Genomic DNA, 26,762 nt, shown 5'->3' on the forward strand with positions numbered 1-26,762 from the left:
GAAAGAATATTTACAAGCCAATTATCTTATTTCTCTATGACAACAACAATCCGACTGGATGCTTATTTCCATGTCGAACTGTATCAGAATCCGCCCGCATCATTATCTAAGCAACAAAAAAAGCCCGACCAGAACACGAATGCTCCAACCGGACTTTTTTTATTTAACTATGTTGACCTTGTAGGCAATTAACCTTTAGCCTTAATAACCTCAAGCGGCTTGTGGTTGCCGTATTTCGGATACTCACGGGTTGTCGGAGCGGCCCAATGAACAGCGTTGCTGATGACGCGGCGCACTTGCTCATTATAGTAGGTACGGTATGTCTCATGTCCAGGACGGAAGTAGAAAATTTTGCCTTGGCCACGACTGAACGTGCAGCCGCTGCGGAATATTTCGCCGCCTTCAAACCAGCTAACCATGATCAGCTCGTCCGGCTGCGGGATATCAAAGTGCTCGCCGTACATTTCTTCGGCTTCCAGATCAATATACTCGCCAATGCCTTCCACGATAGGATGGCCCGGGGACACAACCCAGATGCGCTCCTTCTCGTCAGCCTCTCTCCATTTCAGATCGCAGGAGGTTCCCATCAATGCTTTGAATACTTTAGAGAAATGGCCGGAATGCAGTACAATCAAGCCCATGCCTTGTAGAACACGGTTTTGGACGCGTTTTACAATTTCATCCTGAACCTCGCCATGTGCTTTATGCCCCCACCAGATAAGAACGTCGGTATTTTGCAGTCTTTCTTCCGTCAGACCGTGCTCCGGCTCATCCAATGTAGCATAGGAGACTTCAACTTCTCCACTTATCCCTTCGCCAATTGCCTGATGAATACCATCCGGGTAAGCGGCGCGGACTTTCTCGTTTTCCTTTTCGTGACGGAACTCATTCCATACGGTAACTCGCAGCTTTTGACTCATGATTTTATCCAACCTCCAACAATTAGTAACGTAGTAACTACCTAAATTATATAAGATAACGCCGGGAAAAAGAAATTCTCAATACTGCCGCATCTATATGCAAAACTGGCATCTCTATTCCAAAAACATGCTATACTATTTAGTAAATCCAAAAGTAGATTATGCAATAATGGTTTAAGAGATTTATACATTGGAGGTCTTGAAGCAGCGGCATGAACACACTTTTAAATAATGAGCCTGACGCACACAACGAACATGTTGACTATCAAAACCCTCTGCTGCGTCTAAAAATATGGCAAATAACGAGTCCAGAATCTATCGTCAGTCCACCCGTCCCCAAGGTTTTTCGCTGGCATTATCATAAGGAAGTTGAATTTCTGGCAGTGCTTGGCGGCGGTCTTGGTATCCAAACGAAACATGACACACGGTCGCTGCGATCAGGTGACGTTCATGTGTTAGGCTCGTCCCAGCTGCACCGTACCCGCAAGGATCTGCCGGAAGCGCTAAGCTACATTGTATGCCAGTTTGATTTGGCGCAGCATTTTGATGAGAGCACCATGCCTTACTTACATTATTTCAGTGAGGTGCGGCGGCCCCTTAGCCAGCTTAATTATATTTTTCGGGACGACCCTCTCATACAACAGCAAGCCTATGGGCTAATTATGGAGATTTACCAGGAAACACAAACGAAGCAAAAAGGCTACGAGCTCGCCATCAGCGCCTCGATCCGCCGACTCATGCTGCTGCTGATACGAAGCGATACTCAGGGTGTTCTGCATGGCGCTGAGAATAATGAGCTGATCCGCCTGCAGCCGGCACTGGATTATGTGGAGCAGCATCTGTCCGAAAAGATCGCCATCGAACAGGCCTGCGCGGTCCTGAACCTGAGCTACCACTACTTTATTAAGTATTTCAAAAAGGTGATGGGCCTATCCTTCGTTGATTATGTCAACTACAAACGTATTAAAAAAGCCGAGCGCATGCTGCTTACGCAGGACGTGAGCATTATGGAAATAGGCGATTCCGTTGGCATTCCGAATATGGCGCAGTTTTATAAGCTGTTCAAGCGTCATAACCACTGCTCTCCCAAGGAGTTTAAACAGCGGATGAAGGCTTAGCTGGAAGCTGATATGTTACGGATCAACATCTGCAGTGTCCTTGTTTTGGATGAACGATTTTAGGGATGGCTCGCTTGCGGAACGTCATTCCCTTATTCTTCTAATATTCCCTCGAATTCATGAACTCACGGAACTACGATGCGCTATCGCTCTCCATTAGGTTAAAATCCCTCCATTTCAAGCAAATAAGTGATCCACGTTCCGTTTCACCGGAATGATAACGTGTGCACATCAAAATAGCGTATCCTAGTTCCTCTCAACCGTCGCTCGGGAGGTAAATAGGCGAATCTGATCGTAGCTAGCTTAATATACCCAACATTCGATTCACTCAAAATGGGTCAAGTGGATCGTATGCCCAAAAAACTCACAGGTAAAACGGCTGCATCGTCTTCAAGGGTTGGACACGTTTGTCGGGTTCGATCGACTAATGTGTGCAACATGCGGCCAGGATTCACGTGCGATGGAAAGTCCTTCAATCCATGAAAAGAAAAGAGCACCTCAAACCACTTAACTGTGATTTGAAGGTGCTCGTTATTTTCTCAGGTTTCGCTTATGGTTAGATTAGAAAATGCGTGATTTCCAGCCTTGCAGTTTGGCAAGTGCTTCGACGTAATAGTAGTCGCCGTAGATCAGCGCAACGTTGATGTTCTGGCCGGCAGGCTTGTTGCCGGTGCCTTCCACTAGAATCGCCTCGTGTTCAGGATGCTCCCACGTGGCATAGCTTTGCGTCAGCGAGAGCAGGATGCGCTCAGCGGCTTCGCGGTACGGGCGACCCTGTACCCCTGGCAGCGCATCAGCAAGCTCGAGCAGTCCCGAGGCAGCGCAGGACGCTGCCGATGTGTCGCGCGGCTCGTCGGCGAGCGATTCTGCCGCGCGGAAGTCCCAATGCGCCACGCTGTCTTCCGGCAGCATGGAGAGGAAATAATGCGCGACGCGCTGTGCTGCGCGCAAATATTTCATATCGCCAGTATAGCGATATGTGTTGGCCATGCCGTGCAGCGCCCATGCGGCGCCGCGGCTCCATGACGAGTCGGGACCGGCGCCTTGGCCGCCTAACGACTCGATAACTTCACCCGTCAGCGGATTGAAGCTGACGATGTGATTAACGGAACCATCCTCACGGATGAAATGGTTCACGACTGTATCAGCATGGGCTTTGGCGATCATGCTGAACCTTGGGTCGGCGATTTCTTCCGCCGCCCAGAACAGCAATGACAGGTTCATCGAGGAGTCCACGATAGCCCAGCCGGTTTTGTCCTGATTCCATGCGCGCAAGAAGTTACCCGCTATATTGAATCGTCCTGCTAAGAAGTTGGCTGCTAGTAGTCCTCTACGTTTGCCATCCACATCACCAGTCAGCTTGTATTTGATTACAGCTGTCGGCAAGTATTGAAAGCCTACATCATGATGGAAATTGCTAGGCTGAATCGACTTCTGATCAAACTTCTCGTCCCAGCCCCAAGCTGCTTCCTTGTAATGTTCCTTGCCTGTCATCTCGTGCATAATCCACAAAATCCCCGGCCAAAAGCCTGCTGTCCACCAGTCGTGGCGCATATCATCATAAACCCCTGTATCTGCAGGAGCCACATGCGGTGACTTGTCGCCAATCTGCTCGATCATTCGGCTTACCTTGTGCTGCAAAGCCTCCCATACCTCAGGCAGCACCTCTTGCAAATTCGTGGCTTGCTTCAATTTGTTCATATCCAATACAGTCATGTTCATGCTCCTCCTTCAAATGAATAAATGCTAAAACCCTATTAGCTGTACAAATTTTTTCTATATAGTGAGCTGTTAAAATGATTACTTACAACGCAATAGCTGTAGGATTAAATCGTGATAAAAGCTGTGGACAAACCCTCGCTAGCAACGCTAACCATAGACACAGGCTTACGGCCTGAAGCCGAGGTTACCTTATGAGTTTCAGCTTCTGAGCTCGTGTTAGCCTCAGTTACGCCTGCACTCGCACCCGCGCCCGATGCCGGACCACTTGCGGATACAAATCCAGTCACAGCTACGCTCGCTGCTGCGCCTCCAGCAGGATCGATCAATATACGTGCTCGTCCATTCGTCAACTGGATCAAGCTTGATCCGCGCACCGTGCCTTGATAGTCAATCAGCTTGCCGTCTCCTGTTAATCCGAATCGAACGAAGTTGATCGCATCCAGACAGAGCACGCCTCTTTCATCGTAAGCCAATGCTTCCACCAGAATGCTGCCGTTTGCCTGAGGCTGCGAGTTCAAACGCAGCTCAGCAGGCTCGCCCCAGCTCTCCGTTTGATACTCAAACGTCAGCTCATCGCTTACGGTTACTCCCGCTTTGGTTGCTACTACCTTAACAGTGTTCGTTCCGGGTTGCAGCACTGTATCCCAACGCAATCCCGCTGCCGGGAAGTTTTGCGAGTCACGCTGTTTCACACCAAGACTGGAACCGTTCAAGAACAGCTCTGCTTCCGTACAATTGGAGTAAACCTTGATGCTTTTCACTTCGCCCGCTTGCCCCCAACGAACCGGCATCGTATGACCGTAGATACGTGCCATCGGTTTTTCGGTCCAGTAGGATTGATAGACGTAGTAGGCGTCTTTTTTCGTGAAATCACGTTCAATGATGCCTTTCATATTCAAGTAAGGAATCGGTGAGTCCGGACGCACCGGTGTTGCAAAATCCTTAAATGCCCATTGAGCAGCCCCTGTCAACCATTCCATCGTTTCCTGGGATTTCAAGTACCAATCGATCATCTCGCAGAAATAGGTTTCCGACCAGTCTCCGTCTCGGGATACACGAGGCTCTCCACCCGTCAGCAAGTAATCTCCGTCACGCTCATCCGTATCGCCTTCACCTTGCTTAATAAACTCAAAGCCGGTGAACGTCTTCTCAACGTGGCGAGTCGCCAAATTGTCCGCGCCCCACTCCATGTGGAAGAAGGAATCGACATTTTCGAGCGCCTGACGGCTGCTTTCCTCGTAATCCGTATAGATGCCTCGGTACCAGCCAGCCCATATAGAAGGCGAATACACATCGATAATGTCCTTGCAAAACTCGCAGCGGCGGATCGCCGTCAATCGGCTTGGATCTAACTGGTGGGACAAATCGTGAAGCTCCTTCATGAAAGTACGGATTTCCTCTTGATCAAAATAATCAAAGTCGCACTCCCAATCATTTTCATTGCCCAATCCCCACAGGATTACAGACGGATGATTATAATGCTGCTCTATCATCGCGCTCAGCATGTCGCGGCACTGCTGGCGGTACTGCTCGCCGCCCAAACCGCCACGGCACCAAGGGATTTCTTCCCACACAAGGATGCCAAGCTCGTCGCACAGCTCGAGTACAATTCGTGATTGCTGGTAATGGCCGAGACGGATGAAATTCACGCCCATGTCTTTAATCAAATGCATCTCCGTACGGATCATATCCTCAGTCATGGCTGGACCTACACCAGCATGATCCTCATGGCGGTGTGTGCCTCGCAGCAGCAGCCGCTCGCCGTTAAGCTTAAACGGACCACGCTTTACGAACTCAAAGCTGCGTACGCCAAACCGCTCAACCAGCTTCGTGCTGTCTTCAGCTTCGGCTGTTCCCCCAGCACTGCCATTCCCTGCAACCTCTACCTTGCAGCTGTACAAATAAGGCTGCTCCGTTGTCCACAGCGTCGGATTGGACAGCTCATATTCAGCCAACTGCTTCATCCCGCTCCAAGGCTTCGAAACCTGCGTAAATTCTGCAATCTCCTTGCCCTCGTGATCCTGCAGACGTACCGTCAGCTTCAGCTCGTCCTGAAGATTCAATGGGTTGTACAGCACTCCCTGTACTGCAACACGGCAGCTGCCGTGTCCATCAGCCAACTCAGTCTGCACATGCGCACGCTCTATAGAAACCGCAGGAACGTACACCAGGTTTAAATACCGGTAAATCCCGCCGTACAGGTTAAAATCACTCGCATCCGACGGAATCGTCTCCAGCTCCCGGCTGTTGTCGCAAGCGATTGCTATGGGAATAAGACCGTTGTAGCGCTCAATACCTCTCGCCTCTTCAACTGCATCCGTAATATCTACCGTAAACTCATCGTAGCCACCTAGATGCGAGCCTACTTTATTTGTGTACACATACACATCTGATCTTTGCCCAGCCCCTTCAAAATGAAGCAGCGTACGCCCGTTCGGATATGGATTATTTACCTCTATCTTCGTCCGGTACCAGCCTTGGCCTTGATAATACTTGCCATCAGGGTCCAGTACATCCAAGCCGTTGTACGTATGAGGCAGCTCCACTCCGTGCCATGGCACATTATAGTGATTTTGCAGCTTATCCTGACGCCATACCTCCCAAGGCCCGCCCAAGCTTCCGCGGTGATGCTCCCAGCCTTGAATCAACCTTTGCTTAATCACAATCATTCACGCTCCATTATCAGTTTCTGCTATTGTGTATGCACCAGATGGCACAGCTTCATTGACTCAAAATACCTATACCATTAGCTTAGCAAAAATTGACGGAGCATTGTTTGGTGCGTTTATGATAAAATGTTGTTGTATTACGGTTGATTCTACCGAGGTGAAGCCCTATGAAAATTATGAACTATATGAATCTAAACCAGCATCCGGTTCAGCTTTCTTTTAGCAAAGACCGGACGGATGAATTTACAGATATCTTTCACGCCCATCAAGGAATGGAGCTGCTCTATGTCCATAAAGGGCAAGGAAGTGTCGTTGTCAATCAACAAATAGTGGAGCTTTCACCGGGCTGTCTCGTCTTTTTCCGCCCTTTTCAGCTCCATCGTATTCAATTAAATCTTAGTCCAGGATCGCCTTATATTCGTTCATTGTTCGTTTTCGAGCCTACTGTTCTGGATAGCTTTCTAGCGCCATTCGCCTCGCTGCAATCCTTTTTCCGTCAAGTGTGGAAAGGCTCTGCAAGCCCGCAAATTTTTAGCGGATTGCCACAAGAGTCCGTTGAAAGACTGCTGAGTGATTACCGGAAGCAGCTTTCCGCCGCGGCACCTGGAGTATTGCTTGAAGAACAGATGCTGTTCTTAGTTGCTCTATTGCAGCTGTTAAAAAGCCACGGAGGCTCCATTCTTCCAGCAGCTTCACCCATCAAATCTAAGTCTACCGCTGCCGAGCTCGTCATGGAGTGGATCGAAGAGCATTACATGGAGGAATTTCAATTGGAGCAATTAGCCAAAGCCATTCATCTGTCGCCTAACCATGTATCCGCGGTGTTCCGGCAATCGATTGGGACTAACATTACTGAATATTTGACCGCGCGCCGCATCCGGCAAGCTTGCTGGCTTTTGAAAACTAGCGATATGACGGTTCAGGAGATCGGTCTATCCATCGGTCTGAGCAATTTTTCTTATTTTTGCCAATTGTTCAAAAAGAATGTCGGTCTAAGTCCCTACCGTTATAAAAAAACCTCCAAATCGTGAGCACAATCGCACGCGGCAGCAAAGCGAATGGACTACGGCAAGTTCAATAAGCAAAAAGATAAAGCCTTACCTCACTCCCACTGTGGGAAAGAGGATAAGGCTTTTAGAGATTCAGCTAAGAACAGCTAAACCCTTGCGGTCGATCTCCCTTACTGTAATTTACGAGATAATATTGAGCAGAAGCTGTATCATTTTTTAACCTTAACTCTACATACTCATCGTTCTTCCTAACCAGCCCGACTCTTATTTCAAAATACTTGGCCCCATGAATCGCATCTACCGGTTTAGTCTCAACGCCATGTTTGGAGATTGTAATCCTTTCGTGAATAGACATAACACGAGTACATCGAACTTGCGAGTACTTTTCGTTATATATGCTATTGAGGGAGGATTGAATTATTGGATGCAATTGCTGCAGAAATGCCTCTTCAAGGACTCTATCACGAGGCACTACATCAGCCGATGCTTGAGATCTTATCATCGTTAATATTAATAAAGCACATATTGCAGCTCTATAAAGCCTTTTCTTCATCTACCCACCACCTATGGATAGATTACCCAATTAGGATGATTTTATGAATGGACTGAGACTTATTTCGTAGTCAACTTCGACTGCCTTAACTCTTTTAACGCTTATAAACCTTTCATCCTGCGGCGGAATCTCCCCACTTCCTAGTCCTCCCAGTTCGCGCGATAGCCATTTTTGAACAAACCTGTATACTCCAGCTTGCCATCCCCATCGAACAGCTTCCCCTGTCCCTCTGGCTTGCCTTCCTTCAGCTCTCCTTCATAAATACGGCCGTCCGTTTGATAGAACTTCCCTGACCCTGTCAAGGTCTGGTTTACCTGCACCACACTGCCGTTCGCATCGGTAAATAACCCCGTTTGGCCAAAATCGCCATAGTCGAATATCCCTGCATACACGATGCCGTCGCTATAATAAAGAGTTCCTTTGCCCTGGAAGTCACCTTCTTCAAATTCTCCTTCATAAAGCAAACGACCTTTGTCTGTATATTGACGTCCTTGACCCGACCGATCCCCATAATCAAAAGAACCTTCATAAATGACATGGCCTTCCTTGTTGAACTCCTTGCCCTTTTGCATATATCCATCGTTATAAGTGCCTTCGTAATATTTGACCCCTTTAAAATCATAAGACATCCCTTGACCTTGAGGCTTTCCTCCAACAAATTGACCACGATAAGAAAGACTACTGTTCGCCCGATACAATTCCCCATTTCCTTGCATAACGCCTTTCTCAAACTCACCCTTGTAGATCGAGCCATCCGCCTTGTGGTAAACCCCTTCGCCCTGCTCTATGCCATTCTTAAGCTTCGCTCCAGAGGCATTGAAGAAGGTGCCTACAGACCCGAATTCATCCTCTTTAAACTCGCCTTCGTAGCGGTCACCATTATAATAAAAGAGCTTGCCCTTGCCGTGATACTTACGATTCTGAAACTCTCCTGAATAGATGGGAACCCCATCACGATATTGAGTTCCTTGGCCTTCCCAGGTGCCGTCCGCATATTCGCCTTCGTACGTCAGCTTGTTTTTCGAATCATATTCTTTGCCGCTTCCGCTTCGCTTGCCATCCTTATAGCTTCCTTCGTATCTGAGGCTGCCGCCTTTCCCATAATCTTTGCCTGGGCCATTACGCTTGTTATTCCGGTACTCCCCCTCAAACTCAAGCTCGCCTTTGGGCGAATACATTTGTACGTGTCCTTGCAGCTCGCTGTGTTCAAAAGAACCCGTCGTTTTTCCCTCATTCGGAGAGTAATAGGAGCCCTTACCATGAATTTCTCCATTAACCAGCTCACCCTCATACCAATCCCCATTAGGATAGAAATGAAATCCGGTACCATTCTTCGTGTTAACTAGTTCCTTCCCTGTAAAATCTGTAAATTTCCCCTCAAGAAATCCCTTATCCTGAAAGCTTCCCACATACTTAGCTCCATTAGAATAATACATGGTTCCCTCATGAAAATTGTTATTCCGATATGTACCCTCATACCACAAGTAGGAATCCCCGATAAAATATTTGCCTTCTACTATATACTGATCATCAATCTTGCCCTCGAATTGAACACCGTTCGTATATCGAACCCTCCCGTAACCCTGCTTCTTGTTTTGAACGAAGTCTCCGGAGTACGAGCTCCCGTCATCATAATAGATGGAACCTTTCCCATGCAGGCTGTTATTTACGAAATCACCAACATAGACCAGCCTTCCCTTCGCATTATAGAGCTTCCCCGCACCGTTCAGCTTCCCTTTGGCAAACAAGCCTTCCATGCGTTCACCTGAGATGTAGATGTACTTCCCCTGACCATCCAGCAGGCCATTCTTAAACTCGCCTTCCATATGCAGCTTGCCGTTCGAATCATACTGCTTGCCTCTGCCATGTATTTGTCCTTGATCCCATTGACCCTCATAAAAAATATCGCCATTTGGGTAATAGCTGGTCCCTTGGCCCTGCTGCTTGCCTTCTGCTAAACCACCGTTATAAGCTAGGAAATGACCCTTGTCATCGTACAGCTTTCCTTGACTGCTGTCTGATTTGGTTGTGATTTGTACCGAAGCATTGGCTTGATTCCAGTGTACTTCTTTGCCGGACGCCTCCCCAATAAAGCGAAGCGGAACAAAGGTAATACCGTTAATAATTCGTGGCTCTTCCGACAGCTCCGTATTATCGCCATTAACTAGCGCCGATTTTTGTCCAATGGTTAGCTTGATATCTACCTGCTTGCTTCGACCCGATACCTCCTGTGTGTCCTCATTCCAATTAACGGCGATCCCGAGCTTCTCAAAAACCGTTCGAAAAGGAACCAATACCGATCCATTTACATTGATAGGCGGCTGTTCGAAGCTTAGCTTCCCATCATCAATAAATACGGGAATAGCTGATACGATGTCAGGGAACAGCTCTTGATCAAACTCCACCTTCACACCACGCTCAATCAAGTCTTGTATGATTTTTTTGGACTCCTTTTGCAGCGGATTTTTCTTAAGATTCACCTCTTGCAAATGCACCAGGGAGGATAAAACCTTAATATCCTGAATCTTATTGCCGTTTAACCCAAGCTTCCTTAGCTCCTTCAGATTCGATAACAAAGACAGGTCGCTTAATCCAGTATTCGATACAAATAAGCTTCTAAGACCGGTGATTTTATTGATTTCTTGCATATCCCCTATGGCGTTATCTGATAGATCCAGAAAAGTCAATCGCTGAAGGGAGGAAATCCCCGCAATGCTTTTGACTTCAGTTTGGTTTAGAAAAAGATCCTGTAACGAGGTTAAGCTCCACAAAGGAGTAGCATCGGACAAAGGATTTCTGCTTATAAATAATGTTTTCACTCTCTCCAAATTCTTCAAAGGGCGAACATCCTTGATCTCATTGTTGGATAAATCAAGCACGAATAATTGATTCAAGCTGCTGATTGGATAAACATCGGATATCTGGTTGCCGGATAGCACCAACCAGTTCAGCTTCTTAGCGAATTGAATGCCTGCCAAATTTTTGATTGTATAACCCTTATATGCATACAACGAAGTAAGAGGAGCCAAATCTTCTATCGTAAGCTCCCCTGTCTGCTTCTTCAATTGATCCCGAATGGCTTTTTCCATCTCAGAATCGGGAATCAGTGTGCTCGTGCCTGCCCAAGCCGCACCGGGTTGGATAAGCAGAGTGACCATCATAGCCAGTAACAGCAGCTTGAATAAATGTGAACGTACCATTGGCGAAGTCCCCTTCATAATAAAATAGCAAAACCCTTGGCTGCGATGGCTCAAGTCCTAATCAATTTAACCACATTTTTCCATATTAATAAATACATTTTCAAGCTATTTCAAGAAAAGATAACTCCTTCAATTTACAGTAATTTCTGTACAATTTAAGGTTAGATGTAACCCGAAGAATTCTATATAGCTAGCATAGAAAAAGCCCGCACAGCGCCTGCTGTTACGAGCTTTCGACATTCACTATGTACAAGACATTCACCATTATATTTTTCAAATGGCGATGTCCAGATCACTGTTCGAATAATTTGCTTAAACTTGGAAACTCTACTTCTGATGAAAGGAGGTTCCTCTATGGTTGAATTCACTAACATTCAAGATAACTCCGAAGAAATAATGAACTGTATCGTTAATTGCGATACCGCCCAAGATCCGGACAATAAAGCAGATGAAAACCCATCGAACAACATGGCAAACGAAGAAGAATACATCGATGAACCTTAATTCTCCGACCGCCAGAAATGGCGGTTTTATTTAATAAGAGGTTTCGAGCTTGGGTAAGCGATAGCTTACCCTTATTTGCGTCCGGCAGGGGCACAATCTTTGGGATCAATAGCCAGGTTGGCGATTGTAACCCCATCGTCTTTTTCAGACTTCGGCCCTTATTTTCATCATAGGCTATCATGATTAGCCAGATCTTCTATGGTCTGCACACTTGCCAATTTCCTCGACAAGCAGGCGGCAGGCGGCACCTCTGATCTATGAGTTAAATGATTTTCTTAACTTAACTTCACCTGCAGCCCAAGCTTCCTCATATCCTCGAAAAAGGACGGGCAGGTTTTGGACACACAGCCTGGATCGCGCAGACGCAGCCCTCCTACACGTGAACCAATCAGTGCAAGCGACATCGCCATCCGGTGGTCATCGTAAGTAGCAAGCGCTTCGCCGGGAATTGGCACCCCAGGGTGGACGGTCAATCCATCGCGGTGTTCCTCCACTTGAATACCCAGACGGGTCAAGGAGTTGCACATAGCACTGATCCGATCGCACTCGTGAGTGCGGATATGCTCTACATCGGTTATCGTAATCGGCGCATCGGCAAACGGGGCAAGTACCGCAAGCGTTAACGTTTGGTCAGACATTTCCCGCATACTTATGGTGAACCCCCCTTGTAACGAGTCCGGTCCCCACAGCTCAATTCCGTCAGCATCACTGCTCACACGGCATCCCATCCGTTCGAACACCTTAAGCATGCCGATATCGGGTTGGAGCGTTGCGGCAGTCAGATTCGTTATCCGAATATGCCCACCAGTAAGAGCGGCGTATGCGAGAAAGTAGCAGCTGGTGGAAGCATCCGCTTCCAGCTGAATATCCTGCCCCTTATACCTCTGAGGCTCAATGGTAAAATGCTCATACGCCTCGTTATGCTTCACCACAACTCCGTAACGCTTCATAAGCTCTATCGTCATTCCGACATAAGCATGCTGCACGATATTATCGACTACTCTTATTTCAGTCCTCTGCTCGGCATAAGGACTTGAAATAAGCAGACCACTCAGAAACTGGCTCGATACCGCCCCCGATACCGTCACCATTCCACCGGTAAGCCCCCGCGCCTTAATGTTAATCGGCAGCTGCCCCACGTTTGCTGTATATCGAATATCCGCACCGATTGTATTTAAGGCCTTTACCAAAGGCCTAACCGGTCTCTCGCTCAACCGCTCGTTTCCTTCCAGCACCCAACTGCCACTGCTGCCGGCAGCCAACGCACCTGGTAGAAACCGCGCAATGGTTCCCGCCGCTCCAATATATAAGCTGCCTGATGGATTAGGCCACTCTCCTCCGGTTCCTTCGATTGATACCGTATTCCCTTCCACTTGCACGCTGACTCCAAGCTTCTGCAGAGCATCCAGACACCAATAGGAATCATCGCTGCGCAAAATATCACGAAGGATCGAGGGGCCCTCTGCTAAAGCTGAGATAATGATGGCTCGATTCGTGTAGCTCTTGCTCCCAGATACCGCAATAGCGCCGTCAGGTGGCTGCGATGGGGGGTGAATTTCTACTTCCTCTTTATCGTGGAGCGCCGCCCATGGAGAGCGGGAATTTCGTTCCGGTTCTGCTACTCCCATACTTGAACACCTCTTTCTAAAAGCCTCCGTGAAGCTGCCAGCCGCTTTTTCACAGAGCTTCTAATTCGTTAAGCCCTCTTCCCGACTTGCACGGTTCGAGCTGTTAGCTTTATTATAGGGAATAGTTAGACATATAAATAATTGAAGTATTTTATATAATCCATAGAGAGGATCTATGTCATGAGCGCAATGGACCATTACAAAGTGTTTTATTACACCGTGAAATGCGGGAGTATCACAAGAGCAGCGCAGGAACTCTATATAACGCAGCCCAGCGCCAGCTATGCTATGAAGCAATTGGAGGAGCAGCTTGGAGTTCGCTTGCTGGTGCGCAAGCCTAAGGGAGTGGAAATGACGGAGGAAGGCAAAGTACTGTACCATTTTGTCGAGCAGGCCTATGGATTGATTCTAGCGGGAGAACGTAAGATCAGCGAGATGAAATCGGTATTAAGCGGAACCATCCGTCTAGGAGCCAGCGATTCTCTGTGCAAGTATTATCTGCTCCCTTTTCTCGCTGAATTTCATAAAAAGGCACCCGAGGTGCGCATCTGTCTGTCACATGGAAAAACCGAGGATATTCTAAAACGGCTAGGCGACGGAGCTATCGATTGCGGCATTGTCCATCTGCCCGTGGATGACCGTATTCAGGTGCAGACAACCAAGACGATACAGGACTGCTTTGTTGCAGGTCCCGAGTATGCCCGATTAATGGAGTCACCCTTAACCCTTCAAGAACTGGTTAAAAACCCCTTCGTCATGCTCTCGGCTCACAGCCGTTCACGCACCTTTTTTCACGCCTTTCTCCACACCTATGGCATCGATGTAATACCCGACATTGAGCTCGGATCAGTGGATCTGCTGATTGAATTCGTACGTAAAGGGATGGGCGTCTCCATGCTCCCGAGGGATTTTGTCAAAGACGATTTAGAGGCTGGCACACTGATTGAACTTAACGTAATCGAGCCCATTCCCTCCCGCTCTATAGGAGTTGTCACCTTGCCTGGCGGCACTCTGCCCATGGCTTCTTCGTTTTTTGTTAAAGAGCTAACCGCACATTTGAAGCTAGTTGAAGTGAACGGAGTCGTTTGAACTACACATTTAAGCCTAAAGTCCTAAATTTATCTTTATGTAAAAAGGATTTTCAGTTCTCCTGTCAAATACTATCCATTACAAAATATACATCTTCCGATGTCAAAGGCAAACCTACTCGAAAGGGAGGGACGCAAAGCCACGGGCCTAAGGTAATACTATGGCAGCCGAGTTCCCAAAGAAGGTTCTTAAAATCTACCTTTGGTAGATTTTTTGTTTTTTCAGAGCTTCGGAAATGTATAAAAGTGGGACATATGCAGTTTGAATGGGAGAATCCATGATGATGACTTACAGCAAACTTCAGACAAAAATAACAATTATGCTTGTGATTATTTTGACTGTCTCCATCGGATTAAACAATGTCATTGGCACTTATTTTTTTCAAAAACAATACTACGAAGTGCTGGAGGAACAAATTCTAGTCATAGGGCAAAGTCTGAAAAATCAATTAGACCACATTCATTCATTCGGATTCACAGAAAAAAATCTCGTTGGATTTGATGAGCTATGCAAAGAAATAATCTGGAAACATAAAGAGATTTCATTAGTTTATGTGGCAGACACCGATGGCCAAGTACTTTTTAAGAGTAAAAATCAAGAGAATACCACTATGTTGGATATCCCTGAGCTTTTAGAAGCTGTTAGATTGAGTAAGGAAGGCGTTATTTCTTATACCCACCAAGGCAATTCCTATTTGGGCGCAGTTATTCCGTTCCTTAATACAGATAAGACACATTACGAAGGTTCCGTTGTGGTTATTGTGGAAAGTAACAAAATTAATCACAAGCTATTTTCACTCTATAAATACCCTGTGCTTCTTACGCTGCTGTTTTTCATCCTTTCCTTCTTCCTTATTATGTTAACTCTGTCTAATTGGGTCACAAATCCGCTTAAGAGTATGGTTCTGCATATGAATGAGGCGGCCGCTGGTAATTTACGCAGCTATGCGAATACAACTGCACGGGATGAAATTGGCCAGTTAGGCCAGGTGTTTAATCGCATGCTGAAGCAAATCTCTGAGCTGGTAGTGCAAACTGCACAAACCATTGAGCTGGAGAGCCGTTATAACGCGGAGTTTAAACAAAGGAAAGACGGGGAGGCACTGAGGCATGCTATTTCTTCGGTCAGCTCGACGTTGGATGAACGGGAGGTTAATGAGCGTATCCTAACTTCGTTAAGGGAGCTTGTTCCTTACACCAGCTCTACTTTATGGATTCAGCATTACGATATGCTGACTTCCATGATGACCAGATATGATGAGTCTTCTAATGGTTACAAAGACATTGAATACGCGGAGCAGCATGCTCGTGAAATGTTCAGCTTGCTGCAGCAGCAAGAGCAGCCGTTTGTGAAAGAAACGAACCGCATCCACTTCCTCTACTTGCCTATCTTAATTGAAAGCAATGTTCAAGGGATGATCATTGTGCAGAACGGCGGCTCCTATACTCAAAGCGATGTGAATATAGCCTTTACCTACACCAGTCAAGTAGGAAGCTATATTCAGAATGCTCGGCTGTATCGTCAAATGCAGCGGCTGGCTGCGACAGATGTATTGACTGGCATTTATAACCGACGTCATTTCTTCGATCAGGCCTTCCGCGTCTTCCAGCAATCCGTTCATACGAACAGTCATCTCGGTATAATTATGTTCGACGTTGACCATTTCAAAGGGGTCAACGACCAGTATGGGCATCCTGTCGGCGACCTGGTGCTGGCCTCTGTTGCTGGGCGTGTCAGCTCCTACCTGCTGAATGACGAATCACAGACCTTCGGCCGTTACGGCGGTGAAGAGTTCATAATCCTGATCAACGGCACCTCTGACGAGTGGCTTCAAGCATTAGCTGAACAAATTCGCAGAGGGATAAGCGAAATGAGCTTCCCCACTAGCCACGGAGACTTGCGGGTGACTGCCAGCCTTGGTATCGCTTGCCGGAATGAGCAAGCAGAAACGCTAGAGAAGCTGCTAAAGTTGGCGGACACCGCTTTGTACAAGGCCAAAGCAAGCGGGCGCAATTGTGTAGCTGTGACCGATGACCACTAGAGCCTATAGAACAGTTTAGTTTAAGTCACTAGTCCAGCCCCTCTGAAGTCGTATCCTCATCTTCTGTCATGGTTGTTTTCCCGGATGCCTTGCGATATTCGGATGGTGACATACCAGTCTGCTTTCTAAATAGCCGTGAGAAATAATAGAGCTCCATCCCAATTCCTTCAGCGATATTGGATATCGACAATTCAGTGGTGGCAAGTAAGCGGCGGGCTTTCTCCAGCCGCTTTTTGTTTACATACATAATCGGAGATAAGCCCATCATCGATTTAAAGTAGTTCATGAAATAATTAGGGTGAAAATGCACCAGCTTTGCCAATTCATCAACCGTCATCGACTCTGCCAGATGGCTTTCAATGTAGGAAAGCACACTATTGATTTTTGAATTAGTTGTCGTCGCAGTCAAATGCAGCTCATCCACGGAGGACTGCTCGATATACTCGGAAATGATCTCAAACAGGATCGATTTAATACGCAGCGGAGCTGACACCGCATTGCTGTTGTGCAGCTCGATCAATTCTTGGAATTGGCGCTCCAGCTTCTGCTCATCGCTCACTTCAATCCAATGCGGCAGCTCCAGCATTTGGAACAGGTTGATATCCCCCATGGTCGCCGAGAAATGACACCACAGCTTCCCCAATGTATTGTCCTCATTTACAGGCGAGTACGACAGCTTCATTCCTGCAGGCAGCAAATAAAGCTGGCCCTTGCGCGGACTGTAGTCTTTACCTCGAATATGGATCCACCCTTCACCCTCACGGATAAAATAGAACCGATTCACATCCGTCATCATATTCATGGCCCGCCAATTTTGCCCAGTTTTCGTATAATGCGCTGTTTGCAGCGTTATCTGTGTATTTTCTAAATAGCTGCGAATCAGCTGCAGCTGCAGCTTATCCTGATCCATTTCATCCATCCCTTTGTACTGTAAATTCGCAGAACTCACATTTTTTCTTTTTCTTCAACGGACATATGTAACTTATCAGCCGATAACACCTTAGCTTTGTGCAAATGTTTGCTATTATCATACATCCTCACAGCCTCATTTGCATACTACAATATGTACATAAGGCAACGGTTTTCTCACGAGAACCAAATCCGTTTTGCTAATAGAAAATCCAGACCATGTTTTACGTAGAAAGTACTGCTAAAGCAAAACTCAGACCACAGTTACGATGCAAATTTTACGGTAATATTCAGTCCATGCTTACGATGCTGGTTTCGCCAAAGCGAAACCCTTAGGAGGAAAACAAAACCATGAGTGTAACCCGTCAGAAAATTTTAGTTTTGCACTTGGCAGATCCAGATCTCGAATCCCGCACCGTTGCTTGGGCGCTGTACGACAGCACCATTCCAAAGGGACAGCTCCAAATGAACACAGGCGATTCCAACGAGCCGCTGTATGCTTCCGTACTGGATGCGATGCGTGATGGCTGGAACGTCATTCAACTACCGTCTATGCCGATCTTTCTAAGCGGCTTTGAGCATGAACAAGGGCATCTGCCTTATGAATATGTTTTAGAAAAGAAGGTGACTATCCATGAGTAGCGTTGATAAGAAGCATCTTTTAACGGCTAAACAAATGGCCGATTTTGCTGTGAACGGTTTTTTGAAGCTTGATGAGATCGTGCCGCAAGAGCTGAATGAAGCCGCTTATAAAGAGCAGCGTGAATTTCAAGGCAACGGCTCCACTTATTGGAATGAATCAAGTATTATCCGCGAGATTTTTGACCTGCCGCAGGTCAAGGGCGCGATTCAGAGCTTTGTTGGCCAATACCCGATCTATGACCATTCTTTTATGCATATTGTACGGGCCAAACACCTGAAAGGGCAATTCTATCACGCTGATTCTGTTATTGATACTCGGCCGTTCGGCTTTGATATTCAAGCCTTCTATTTCTCTCATGATGCTCCCGATGAAATGGGCCCAACCCTGGTCCTTCCTGGCTCCCACTTGCGCAAGGTGAGCAACGGCAGCATTGCCCGCTACAAAAACATCGTTGGCCAAAAGCGGATGGTATCCAAAGCCGGATCGATCGGCTTCCTTCACCATGGTATTTGGCATTGCGCGCAGCCGAATCACACCGACGATACACGTTATGTGTTCAAGCTGCGTCTTCGTCCCGGTCAAGAGCAGCGCAGCTTGTTTAACACCGATGATTACAACAGTCCGGAAGTACGCGATGTGTTCAAAAAAGCGTACCATCCATGGTGCGGAGATGAAGCACGCGTCAACCAGATTCAAACCGCCAAGTTCTGGCGTTACCTGTGCGGCGACGATAAGGTGGACACCTCATTCGAAGGCGTGCTGACGCGGATGGGACAATAGTTTCTAATAATGTATGCCTTTGAAAAAGAGGCTCAACCTCAGCATCAGTGCTTAACCCTCTTTCGATCAACAAACAGCCTGCACGAATTCCTGCAAACCTGCAGTTATTTTCTACTGAAATTGCTGCTTAGAGGAAAAAACTGCGAAAGTGCAGCAATTTCCATGCAAAAGAGTCCGTTTTCAGCTAAGAATGAAAAATAGATGCATATTTGCATGAATTCTCGAAGATGCTGATAAAGCTTCCAAAAGGCTGTATAGATGCAGGTTTTGGGGGAGGCAATAGCTTCGAATATCTCATGTGCTCTGCCATTACCGCTCATAGAGTCTTGCCAAGGGCTGAGCTAAGTACGGAGCTGAAATCGAATGACTTCGGCAAGCGCTGATTTCAGTTTTATGCCGACAAATAATTATTAAACCCTTCGAACAAAAAAAACCAGTCCAAACACAAAATGTGCTAGACTGGTTTTTTCTTTATTTCACTATCGCATTTGCATTATCTTCCAAGCTGCATATCGCTCTCTCTACCAGAGCTGTGTCGATATCAGCACACCATCATTATCCGAAACTAGTACCTCGCTAGTTCTGCCGTTTTCTGATATTACCACACCACTGCATGACACTTCAGTCAGTCTTACAACCTTTATCGAGTATTTAAACCAAACGAGCCTCTATGGCGCTTCGGAATTTACGGGCATACTCCAGAGGGAGATGGTCGAAACCGCCGAGCTCATAGCCAATCTGGCGAATCCAGATCGCCTGCGTCCCCGCATTCATATCGCCCTCTACACGGCCGAGACCAATTGGCACAGCTGCCGGCATGTACGGATAAAACTCTCCTTCCTTCACCTGCGCCACATTCGGTGCAGGGGGAGAATGCTTCAGCTCCCGTGAGAAACCGCCATCGGAACGAAGAAGCTTTTTCATATTAGCGACAGAGATGCGCATAATTTCGGCATATTCGTCCGCAGGCACCTTCAACTCCTCGCGGAATGCCTCCAGCAAATCAAGAGGATTGCGAATCCAACACATATCAATCGCTTCCTCCGTCCTCAAGCACAGCTGAATCGTACGATAGATACGGTCAAGATGAGGTACCGGTACCCCGAAGCGCTTATAAAACATGTTGAGTTTAAATGTCCCTGAGATGCGAATATACAGGTTGCCCCCTCCCCACAGCCCTGTTTCCTGATCTTGGATGGATGCGAAATAAGCGGCTGCCGCTTCCACATAACTACGTCGGTCTTGTTCATTCAGCGCCGCCACATGGTGATTAGGTGCACACATAAGGTCGCAGCCTCTCCAGCTGTTGCGCAGGTCGACGCTTTTCAGCCAGTCCACGTAGGCATCAGCAGATTGCATGAACACAGGTGGCTCCTGCTTGATATGAGGCAATGTATAAAGCGGCTGTCCGCCGAGCTTCTGTAATGAACGTGTGCTGTAACCCAGCGCCCGCCCCACCATCACTTCATCCTTGCGCATATTGTCATCCTTATCGTAAAAGTACCCCGAATCCGGATCCTGCTTTTTTTGAAAAAAAGCGATCAGTCCTTCCCGTACACGCTCAGGAAGCTCGTGCAACAGCCCAGACCTCTCGATAATATTCACCGCCTGGGCGCTCGACTCAATATCCGGTATGAAGTTGTCCATGTCATAGGAGCTATGTGCATAATAAAATCCGCCCGATGCCGGATCATATTGACCTGCCAGCCATTCGTAAAATGAGACGAACAGCGTATCAAGTTCACCCAGTTGTTCCTTAATCTCTTCTTTAGCCGTATTCGTATTCATTCTTCGTCTCTCCTCTTCCAAAGGTTGAACAGCTTCCCCGCAATCGTCTATGAAAACGAAAACGGATGCATAACTAATGTCTTCTTTTTCTTGCTTCCAATTCCTTCTTAAGCGCAATTTCAACTGATTCAGCAAGAATATCGAATTTCTCTGCGATGGTGTATGTAAGGTTCTCCCCACAATAAGAACAATCTATTTGTTGAAGTTGAAGTTCAATAGGTTTAAGACAATTAGGACACTTAATCATTATGTATGCACATCCTTTGAACTTAATAGTTATAGTTTATATCGGCCAATATCTTATTGTGTATGAATACTTATACCCGTTCCCGTTCAAAAGCAACAATCCAATCGCCTTGAACAGCGGCATACCCTTCGTCTCCCTCGATAACAAGTCCGAACAAGCTTTTCACATCAAGGTATTCTTTCCGTGAGCCGTCATCGAACTCCAGTGTAATATAGTAATAGGTCCTGGCGGAATTTACAGGATGCATGCCACCGTTGCTATTACTGTGATGGCTCGTATGGTTACGAACCTCCATCCTCTTAGCTACCACCCTGGCAAAGGCAGATTGTCGCGGCGCCCTCGCATTTTTGAAATAACGCGCTCCGTTGGTAACGATGCCAACAATGACTATCACAAACACAATCACTATCAAAATAGGAATAATAGTAAACATCAATCCAAAACCCCCGCCCAAGGACGGTCCGGTGTCAAACATACAATTTTTCCTCCAATCTCGAAACTAGTTGCCTATATATACGTGAGTACAGCTCACTTTGTTTCCGCATCTTCTGATAAAATCTGGTAAATGCTGCTGATCAAATGGAGCTGATCCAGCTCAATCAAAACTACCTCATTCATTTTTTGCCAAATGAGGTAGTTTTTCTGAGAGATTCACCTTACAATGAATGTAACCTATAATGCTAGCGGGAAGGATCTTTAGAACATGTCCGATAACGAACAAGTCCGAATCCGTTTCAAACAGCTGCTCTCCTTCTTTATTCCGCTTGGTTTTTCGGCAAGCCTCACGGCCATTTCCCATGTCATTATCAACAGCACATTGGCCCGCGCCCCGAATCCTGAGCTAGTCATCGCGAGCTATGCATTGCCCATGAGCATCATGTACATAACCGAAAGGCCAGCTCTTCTGCTAAGGCAAACCTGCTCTGTCCTTGTCAGAGACCATCAATCCTTTAAATCCATGGTGCTCGTTACCTTATACGTACTGGGCTCCATCTTTATGCTGGATCTGCTTATTGGTTACTCTCCCTTGGGAATATTCATTTTCACCCATTTGTTCGGAGCTAATGCAGAAATGACCGATTCCATGGTGCAAATTTACAGGGTAGCGATGCTTGTAACGATTTTCTCAGGCATCCGCTGTGTCTTCCATGGCATTATTATTTCGAATTTACGTACCAAATGGCTTACGTTCGGCATGATTTTCCGGCTTACTGGCATGTATTTGCTATCGCTTTATTTTATTCAAACCGAAAGCGTTACCAGTGGTGTGGTTGGTGCTATTATTTTCTTGACCGGGATGATTATTGAGGCCATTGTCAGCTTCATCGAAGGACGCAGTCTTCTTAAAAACGTCATCCCGAAAAAAGCTCCCGACCACCCGATAGAACGTCCCAAGCATATTTTCAAATTTTACAGACCGCTGCTATACTCAGCTTTTATTGCTGTAATAATAGAGCCTTCCATTAATGTGTACTTGGGCAAAACATCGGGAATCCAGCTGTCGGTAGCCGCATTTGCGATTGCAGCCAGCTTGACTGAGCTCGTTCACAGCTTTTTCTCCTACATCCATCAAATTGTCCTGAACTTTTATCAAAAAGATAAGGATGCTGTAAAACGATTCGTTGCTGTGCTCTCATTAATTCCAAGTATATGTATGGCTATATTGGCTTACAGCCCTATCGGTCCTTGGTTTATGCAGAATCTCATGGGGTTGAATGACCGCTTGATGCCCGAAGTCTTGTCAACCTTGCGTGTGTTTATGATCATTACGCTTGTGTACCCTTGGCTAGATTTCTGTAACGGACTATTAATGCTGCGCAATCAAACTAAGGTTTTCGTATATTCGCAAGCAAGCAATGTGTGTACGGTATTGTTAACTTTAATTGTATGCGTTGCCTTTTTCCCTGATTGGAACGGCAAGATCGGGGCGCTGGCCCAATCGCTCGGAGCAGCAGCAGAGGTATCGGTATTGCTGTTTGTGCTAGCCAATGCCTCCAAATGGGATAATCGATTGGCCCGTCTGCCTAGGACACCGAGAAAAGAAACCTTCTAGTGTTCAACGATCAACCCCATTTCCACACAAAAAAACATCAACCCGGAGTCTCCCTGCCAGCTGCAGGAATTCTCCGGGTTATTTCACTTTCCGGCCGCCGCCATCGCCCAAGCCTCATCCAGTGCCAGTTGACCCTGCTCCTGCAGCTGCTTCAAGCCTTTTTCGACGCTGACTTCGCCTTTCATCATAGCCGATACTTGCTGTAAAGAAACCTTTCTGTAGGCTTCACCAAAACTACGCGGAATGCTTTCATTATAGCTGGCTTGAGTGGTTTCATCATACGACACCTGATAAAAAGGCTCCAGGCTGTGCCCATCCATTTCCTTGGCAAATGCCTTACGAACCGGCAGTTCAACCGACGTTTTGGCTTCAATCTTGGCTGCCTCCGCACCATTAAAATATTTGACAACTTCCCATGCATTGGCCACATTTTCCGCTTGTGCATGAATACTGAATATAGGATACAGGTAAAAATTCGGATTGCGCTTGTGGTTCGGATCTGCCGACGGCGTACTCGTCATAGACCATGCAAATGAGGCACCGCGCTGCTTCAAGCCGGATATTTGCCCAATGTTGGATATCGTCATAGCTGCGCGTCCTACGCTGAATAAATCCTCCGCTTCAACATCTTCTTTATCATATCGAGTTTTATTCTCAGGGGAATATGTCCATTGCAGCATGCCGCTTTTGTACCCATCAATGACCATCGTATAAATACGTTTCCATGCCTCTGTGTTAATCAACAGCTTCTTGCCTTCTGCATCCACCAAGCTAAGCCCTTGGGTTTGCCCGATATAATCGGCAAAATCTTGAGGCGATTTCATATAGCCCATATGAAATCCGTAGATACGTTCCGCTTTACTGCCATCTGCAGGGAATCGCGCCGCCAAACGGAACATGTCCTCCCAAGTCATTCGATCTGTGGGATACGGAATTTGATAGCGGTCGAACAAATCCTTATTATAGAACATAACCGAGCTCGAAAAGGACGGCGCCAGCCCATAGAGCTTACCCTGACCCTTGATCTTCAAATAATCGACCGCAGCAGGAAGCAAATTTTCGATATCAAAATGGTCTTTCGCTATCAGCGGAGACAAATCATATAATCTCCCCGTCGAAGCAAGCTTATCGTAATCGAAGCTGTTGGTGAACAGCAGATCAGGTTTCTTCTCATCAACTAGCTTCATATATTCCTTCAGCGGATCTTTACCTTGTCCATATATGTCCTCAGTAGGAACAATCTGCACCTCAAGCTCCGGGAATTTGGCAATAAAATAATCGGCGTACATATGCTGGAACGAGTCCTCGCTGCCGAATGCTATTCGCAGTACTCCTTTGGGCGAGGATGTCTGCTGCGGCTTCTGATCGCAGCCGCTGAATACTACAGCTGCCGCTAATACGGCAACGAAGATGTATTTCCATCTTGTGAGGGCCAACCTTAGCCGCCCTCTCTCATTTCCTCTATGCTCCATAGTTCAAATCTCCCTTGCTCAGTTCTCTCTTAATCTCCCCTTGCATCATCCTCAGATGGAGTCAATTGCTGCTGCTCAGCAGGGCCGAGTAAAGCGCTTGTTGTCCCTCGTCCTGCAGCTGCTTCAGCGCTTCATCCAGCTTCATACGGCCTTCTGCAACAGCCTTTGCCTGTTGAGCGGCCAGAGGATAATAACCCTCCTTGAACTTACCCAGAATACGTGGATGGATTAACGATGACTCCATATCAAGAGCAGCTGGTTTCATACTATAAAAGGGCGCATAATTGTGGCCATCATTCGGTTTAACCGACTGAAACCGTGTCGACAAGCTTCCACCACCCATCGTACGGCTGAGCTTTCGGGCCATTTCCTCACTGTTGATCAGCTTAACCATTTCCCAAGCTGCGCGCTGCTGGTCAGACTGCGCATTTACCGCGTATACCGGACCGGGAATAATGGAAGGCGATTCATCCGGATGCGCCGGATTTACAGGCTCGCTCACTATGTCCCAATTGAAAGATTTCATTTTATACTGTGATTTGGCTATTTCTAAATCCCTGCTCAACGAATATCCCCCCAGCGCTATAGCGGCTGTACCAGATATAAACGGATTTCTTCTGTACACCTCATCCATCATCATGTTTCCTTGAGGGCTCGGCTGTCGCTGATAGATATACCTCTTTGCATAACCATCGATTGCGAGGCTCCACGCCTTTTTCCATGCTTCGGTATTCAATGTCACTTTATCGCCCTTGGCGTTAAGCAAGCTGAGCCCGTCAGTCTTGGCGATTAGCTCTGCCAGTCCTGAAGCCTCACTATAATAGTAGGGCATAAATCCATATACGCGGTCGTTGCCATTACCGTCAGTAGGGAAACGCGCCGCCAGCTGAAGTATTGCCTCCCAGCTCATACCGCTCACCGGATAAGGAATCCCGTACTTGTCGAATAAATCCTTATTGTAATAGATTGCGTTCATATCATACTCGGGGGTCAGTCCGTACAGCTTGCCATCTCCGAGCTTACGCAGTAGATCCGTTATGCCCGAGTTTTGATTATGAAGATCATAGTTATCCTGCTTCATGACCGCATCGAGCGGGTACAACCGACCTTCCTTGGCTAACTCGCCATACAAAAACGTTGGCAAATACAGCACATCCGGCTTTTCCTTATCCATCAGCTCCAGCACCATTGCCTTGTTGGTTCGGTCATTCCACCCATTATCACCTACCGGAATAACCTTAACCTCAATATTCGGATAGCGGATGGTATAGGCTTTGCCGTAACGCGTCATAAACGTATTCTCGTGGAAATAAGCTACTTTGAGAGTCGTTTCTTTCACTTTATCGATAGGCTCCAAGGCTATTGGGGTTACAGGCTTAGAAAGATGGCTCAACCATACGCCCAACTGCTCCTTTTCGCTAATTCCGAATACCAGTATCAGCATACAAAAAGCCAATACTGGACCTACCCGCAGCCATGTTCGGTTTCTCGGACGTTCCCTCACTTCCACACGCTCCTTAATTTTCCGCATTAATTGTTTGGAAAAGCCTCCCTCGCCCGGTCGGATAGGGGTGCCGGCAAGCTGTTTCTCCCATTGCTCAGGTTCCATTGGCTTCATAGCTTTCTCCCTTCCTTATCCAACAATTTGGATACCTTTACTCTAGCCCGGTGCAGCCTCGATTTGATCGTACCTTCAGACAGCGACAGCAGCCGTGCAATTTCGATATACGACAGCTGATGGTGGGCATGCAGCAGCAGCACCTCGCGCAGCTTGTTCGGCAGAGCCAGAACTACCCGCCATACCTCATCTGTCACCAGTTGGTTCATAACCTCCGTTTCTGCTGATGGTGTGGGCGTGCTTTCTGCACGGACAGGTTGGCCGAACGGAATGACCCTTCGAAACCAGGCAGACCGCCAGTGATCTCTTACCAAATTTCGTGTAATGGTTAGCAGCCAAGTTTTCACGGAGGCTTCCCCACGGAAGGAGTACAGTCGTTCATATACTTTTACAAATACGTCCTGCGTTATATCGTCTGCCAATTCAGAGCGCCGAGTTAGGAAAAAGGCATAATTCCACACATCCTCGCCGTAAGCAAGCATAAGCTCCTCCAAAACGACATTTTTGTCCATCCCCTCGGAGATTGATTTCAAATATTCAAAAGCCACCCTTTACTCACCTCTTAACCTATTGGACGATAGTACCAGGAAAAGGTTCCCTAAATGCCCATTTATTTCTGAAAAGCAGGAAAAATCTGCAACCTTCGATCCTGCTGAATCGTCACTTTAGTGTCAATCTTTTAGCGGTAGAAAAATTTATTTACTCCAGTAATCATTTGCGTCATAAACCTTTCACCACTTAGAGCGTTCCCATGGTAAAATAAACCTACATGAACTCACGTTAGCCTACAATCATTTA

22 protein-coding genes and 1 riboswitch are annotated in these 26,762 nt (G+C 46.9%); of the genes, 10 read left to right on the forward strand and 12 right to left on the reverse strand.

The genetic code is table 11. The features are described from left to right. Positions 1 to 36: 36 nt before the first annotated feature. Positions 37 to 192, forward strand: a complete 156-nt coding sequence (locus GC093_RS17250; RefSeq protein WP_171653137.1) for a hypothetical protein — start codon at positions 37 to 39, stop codon at positions 190 to 192. Here the strand turns inward: GC093_RS17250 and GC093_RS17255 are convergent. Then, complete coding sequence (locus GC093_RS17255) at positions 189 to 920, reverse strand: ThuA domain-containing protein (RefSeq protein WP_171653138.1); 732 nt, start codon at positions 918 to 920, stop codon at positions 189 to 191. The genes GC093_RS17250 and GC093_RS17255 overlap by 4 nt on opposite strands. 212 nt (positions 921 to 1,132) lie before the next feature. Between GC093_RS17255 and GC093_RS17260 the strand changes: the two genes are divergently transcribed. Beyond that, positions 1,133 to 2,038, forward strand: a complete 906-nt coding sequence (locus tag GC093_RS17260) for an AraC family transcriptional regulator (protein ID WP_171653139.1) — start codon at positions 1,133 to 1,135, stop codon at positions 2,036 to 2,038. Positions 2,039 to 2,599: 561 nt separating this feature from the next. Here GC093_RS17260 and GC093_RS17265 read toward each other — a convergent pair. Both GC093_RS17265 and GC093_RS17270 read right to left on the reverse strand, forming a co-directional pair. Then, a complete protein-coding gene (locus tag GC093_RS17265) occupies positions 2,600 to 3,754 on the reverse strand; it encodes a glycoside hydrolase family 88 protein (RefSeq protein ID WP_171653140.1) in 1,155 nt (384 codons plus the stop codon). A 110-nt stretch (positions 3,755 to 3,864) separates the two neighbouring features. Next, positions 3,865 to 6,423: a glycoside hydrolase family 2 protein gene (locus tag GC093_RS17270; RefSeq protein ID WP_171653141.1), complete on the reverse strand. Its 2,559-nt coding sequence runs from the start codon at positions 6,421 to 6,423 to the stop codon at positions 3,865 to 3,867. 173 nt (positions 6,424 to 6,596) lie between these two features. Here GC093_RS17270 and GC093_RS17275 point away from each other — a divergent pair, with 173 nt between their 5' ends. Next, on the forward strand, positions 6,597 to 7,460 hold the full coding sequence (locus tag GC093_RS17275) for an AraC family transcriptional regulator (RefSeq protein ID WP_171653142.1): 864 nt from the start codon (positions 6,597 to 6,599) through the stop codon (positions 7,458 to 7,460). Positions 7,461 to 7,575: 115 nt separating this feature from the next. Here GC093_RS17275 and GC093_RS17280 read toward each other — a convergent pair whose 3' ends face one another. Then, positions 7,576 to 7,992 (reverse strand): hypothetical protein, encoded by a 417-nt coding sequence (locus tag GC093_RS17280; protein WP_171653143.1) that lies wholly within the window; start codon positions 7,990 to 7,992, stop codon positions 7,576 to 7,578. 140 nt (positions 7,993 to 8,132) lie between these two features. Continuing rightward, entirely contained in the window at positions 8,133 to 11,192 is a 3,060-nt protein-coding gene (locus tag GC093_RS17285) for a stalk domain-containing protein (protein WP_171653144.1), read from the reverse strand. 354 nt (positions 11,193 to 11,546) lie between these two features. On the opposite strand from GC093_RS17285, the gene GC093_RS17290 reads away from it, so the two are divergent. Further along, positions 11,547 to 11,696, forward strand: coding sequence for a hypothetical protein (locus GC093_RS17290; protein ID WP_171653145.1), 150 nt, complete (start codon positions 11,547 to 11,549; stop codon positions 11,694 to 11,696). A 275-nt stretch (positions 11,697 to 11,971) separates the two neighbouring features. Here GC093_RS17290 and aroA read toward each other — a convergent pair whose 3' ends face one another. Then, positions 11,972 to 13,324: a 3-phosphoshikimate 1-carboxyvinyltransferase gene (aroA, locus tag GC093_RS17295; RefSeq protein WP_171653146.1), complete on the reverse strand. Its 1,353-nt coding sequence runs from the start codon at positions 13,322 to 13,324 to the stop codon at positions 11,972 to 11,974. Positions 13,325 to 13,504: 180 nt separating this feature from the next. Here aroA and GC093_RS17300 point away from each other — a divergent pair, with 180 nt between their 5' ends. After that, on the forward strand, positions 13,505 to 14,413 hold the full coding sequence (locus tag GC093_RS17300; RefSeq protein WP_171653147.1) for a LysR family transcriptional regulator: 909 nt from the start codon (positions 13,505 to 13,507) through the stop codon (positions 14,411 to 14,413). Between the two features lie 97 nt (positions 14,414 to 14,510). Continuing rightward, positions 14,511 to 14,593: riboswitch (cyclic di-GMP riboswitch) on the forward strand. A 103-nt stretch (positions 14,594 to 14,696) separates the two neighbouring features. Beyond that, a complete protein-coding gene (locus GC093_RS17305) occupies positions 14,697 to 16,454 on the forward strand; it encodes a sensor domain-containing diguanylate cyclase (protein ID WP_171653148.1) in 1,758 nt (585 codons plus the stop codon). A gap of 28 nt (positions 16,455 to 16,482) precedes the next feature. On the opposite strand, the gene GC093_RS17310 is transcribed toward GC093_RS17305, so the two are convergent. Then, positions 16,483 to 17,373, reverse strand: a complete 891-nt coding sequence (locus tag GC093_RS17310; protein ID WP_246314661.1) for a helix-turn-helix domain-containing protein — start codon at positions 17,371 to 17,373, stop codon at positions 16,483 to 16,485. A 341-nt stretch (positions 17,374 to 17,714) separates the two neighbouring features. Here GC093_RS17310 and GC093_RS17315 point away from each other — a divergent pair, with 341 nt between their 5' ends. The 3 genes from GC093_RS17315 to GC093_RS17325 all read left to right on the forward strand — a co-directional run bounded on the left by GC093_RS17315 (position 17,715) and on the right by GC093_RS17325 (position 19,169). After that, entirely contained in the window at positions 17,715 to 18,005 is a 291-nt protein-coding gene (locus GC093_RS17315; protein ID WP_171653149.1) for a hypothetical protein, read from the forward strand. Next, positions 17,998 to 18,786 (forward strand): phytanoyl-CoA dioxygenase family protein, encoded by a 789-nt coding sequence (locus GC093_RS17320; RefSeq protein WP_171653150.1) that lies wholly within the window; start codon positions 17,998 to 18,000, stop codon positions 18,784 to 18,786. Before GC093_RS17315 ends, GC093_RS17320 begins: the two co-directional genes overlap by 8 nt. Positions 18,787 to 19,013: 227 nt before the next feature. Then, entirely contained in the window at positions 19,014 to 19,169 is a 156-nt protein-coding gene (locus GC093_RS17325; protein WP_171653151.1) for a hypothetical protein, read from the forward strand. A gap of 268 nt (positions 19,170 to 19,437) precedes the next feature. Here GC093_RS17325 and GC093_RS17330 read toward each other — a convergent pair whose 3' ends face one another. Together GC093_RS17330 and GC093_RS17335 are read right to left on the reverse strand one after the other, a co-directional pair. Then, positions 19,438 to 20,574 carry a prenyltransferase/squalene oxidase repeat-containing protein gene (locus tag GC093_RS17330; protein WP_171653152.1) on the reverse strand — a complete coding sequence of 379 codons (1,137 nt, stop codon included), beginning with the start codon at positions 20,572 to 20,574 and terminating at the stop codon, positions 19,438 to 19,440. Between the two features lie 317 nt (positions 20,575 to 20,891). Beyond that, positions 20,892 to 21,296 carry a DUF2500 domain-containing protein gene (locus GC093_RS17335; protein ID WP_171653153.1) on the reverse strand — a complete coding sequence of 135 codons (405 nt, stop codon included), beginning with the start codon at positions 21,294 to 21,296 and terminating at the stop codon, positions 20,892 to 20,894. A gap of 228 nt (positions 21,297 to 21,524) precedes the next feature. On the opposite strand from GC093_RS17335, the gene GC093_RS17340 reads away from it, so the two are divergent. Further along, positions 21,525 to 22,874 (forward strand): polysaccharide biosynthesis protein, encoded by a 1,350-nt coding sequence (locus GC093_RS17340; RefSeq protein ID WP_171653154.1) that lies wholly within the window; start codon positions 21,525 to 21,527, stop codon positions 22,872 to 22,874. 83 nt (positions 22,875 to 22,957) lie between these two features. Here GC093_RS17340 and GC093_RS17345 read toward each other — a convergent pair whose 3' ends face one another. The 3 genes from GC093_RS17345 to GC093_RS17355 form a co-directional block, all read right to left on the reverse strand. Then, positions 22,958 to 24,346: an ABC transporter substrate-binding protein gene (locus GC093_RS17345; protein WP_171653155.1), complete on the reverse strand. Its 1,389-nt coding sequence runs from the start codon at positions 24,344 to 24,346 to the stop codon at positions 22,958 to 22,960. Between the two features lie 61 nt (positions 24,347 to 24,407). Next, a complete protein-coding gene (locus tag GC093_RS17350; protein ID WP_171653156.1) occupies positions 24,408 to 25,964 on the reverse strand; it encodes an ABC transporter substrate-binding protein in 1,557 nt (518 codons plus the stop codon). Beyond that, the gene (locus tag GC093_RS17355; protein WP_171653157.1) at positions 25,961 to 26,512 is read right to left on the reverse strand and encodes an RNA polymerase sigma factor; all 552 of its coding nucleotides are present in this window, start codon (positions 26,510 to 26,512) and stop codon (positions 25,961 to 25,963) included. Before GC093_RS17355 ends, GC093_RS17350 begins: the two co-directional genes overlap by 4 nt. Positions 26,513 to 26,762 lie beyond the last annotated feature (250 nt).

The sequence above is a fragment of the Paenibacillus foliorum genome (genome assembly GCF_013141765.1).
In the GTDB taxonomy this organism is placed as follows: Bacteria; Bacillota; Bacilli; order Paenibacillales; family NBRC-103111; genus Paenibacillus_S; species Paenibacillus_S foliorum.

Coding starts and splice junctions, on each gene's coding strand:
- GC093_RS17250 (WP_171653137.1), top strand. CDS start 37: ATGACAACAACAATCCGACTGGATGCTTATTTCCATGTCGAACTGTAT.
- GC093_RS17255 (WP_171653138.1), bottom strand. CDS start 920: ATGAGTCAAAAGCTGCGAGTTACCGTATGGAATGAGTTCCGTCACGAA.
- GC093_RS17260 (WP_171653139.1), top strand. CDS start 1,133: ATGAACACACTTTTAAATAATGAGCCTGACGCACACAACGAACATGTT.
- GC093_RS17265 (WP_171653140.1), bottom strand. CDS start 3,754: ATGACTGTATTGGATATGAACAAATTGAAGCAAGCCACGAATTTGCAA.
- GC093_RS17275 (WP_171653142.1), top strand. CDS start 6,597: ATGAAAATTATGAACTATATGAATCTAAACCAGCATCCGGTTCAGCTT.
- GC093_RS17280 (WP_171653143.1), bottom strand. CDS start 7,992: ATGAAGAAAAGGCTTTATAGAGCTGCAATATGTGCTTTATTAATATTA.
- GC093_RS17285 (WP_171653144.1), bottom strand. CDS start 11,192: ATGGTACGTTCACATTTATTCAAGCTGCTGTTACTGGCTATGATGGTC.
- GC093_RS17290 (WP_171653145.1), top strand. CDS start 11,547: ATGGTTGAATTCACTAACATTCAAGATAACTCCGAAGAAATAATGAAC.
- aroA (WP_171653146.1), bottom strand. CDS start 13,324: ATGGGAGTAGCAGAACCGGAACGAAATTCCCGCTCTCCATGGGCGGCG.
- GC093_RS17300 (WP_171653147.1), top strand. CDS start 13,505: ATGAGCGCAATGGACCATTACAAAGTGTTTTATTACACCGTGAAATGC.
- GC093_RS17305 (WP_171653148.1), top strand. CDS start 14,697: ATGACTTACAGCAAACTTCAGACAAAAATAACAATTATGCTTGTGATT.
- GC093_RS17310 (WP_246314661.1), bottom strand. CDS start 17,373: ATGGATGAAATGGATCAGGATAAGCTGCAGCTGCAGCTGATTCGCAGC.
- GC093_RS17315 (WP_171653149.1), top strand. CDS start 17,715: ATGAGTGTAACCCGTCAGAAAATTTTAGTTTTGCACTTGGCAGATCCA.
- GC093_RS17320 (WP_171653150.1), top strand. CDS start 17,998: ATGAGTAGCGTTGATAAGAAGCATCTTTTAACGGCTAAACAAATGGCC.
- GC093_RS17325 (WP_171653151.1), top strand. CDS start 19,014: ATGCTGATAAAGCTTCCAAAAGGCTGTATAGATGCAGGTTTTGGGGGA.
- GC093_RS17330 (WP_171653152.1), bottom strand. CDS start 20,574: ATGAATACGAATACGGCTAAAGAAGAGATTAAGGAACAACTGGGTGAA.
- GC093_RS17335 (WP_171653153.1), bottom strand. CDS start 21,296: ATGTTTGACACCGGACCGTCCTTGGGCGGGGGTTTTGGATTGATGTTT.
- GC093_RS17340 (WP_171653154.1), top strand. CDS start 21,525: ATGTCCGATAACGAACAAGTCCGAATCCGTTTCAAACAGCTGCTCTCC.
- GC093_RS17345 (WP_171653155.1), bottom strand. CDS start 24,346: ATGGAGCATAGAGGAAATGAGAGAGGGCGGCTAAGGTTGGCCCTCACA.
- GC093_RS17350 (WP_171653156.1), bottom strand. CDS start 25,964: ATGAAGCCAATGGAACCTGAGCAATGGGAGAAACAGCTTGCCGGCACC.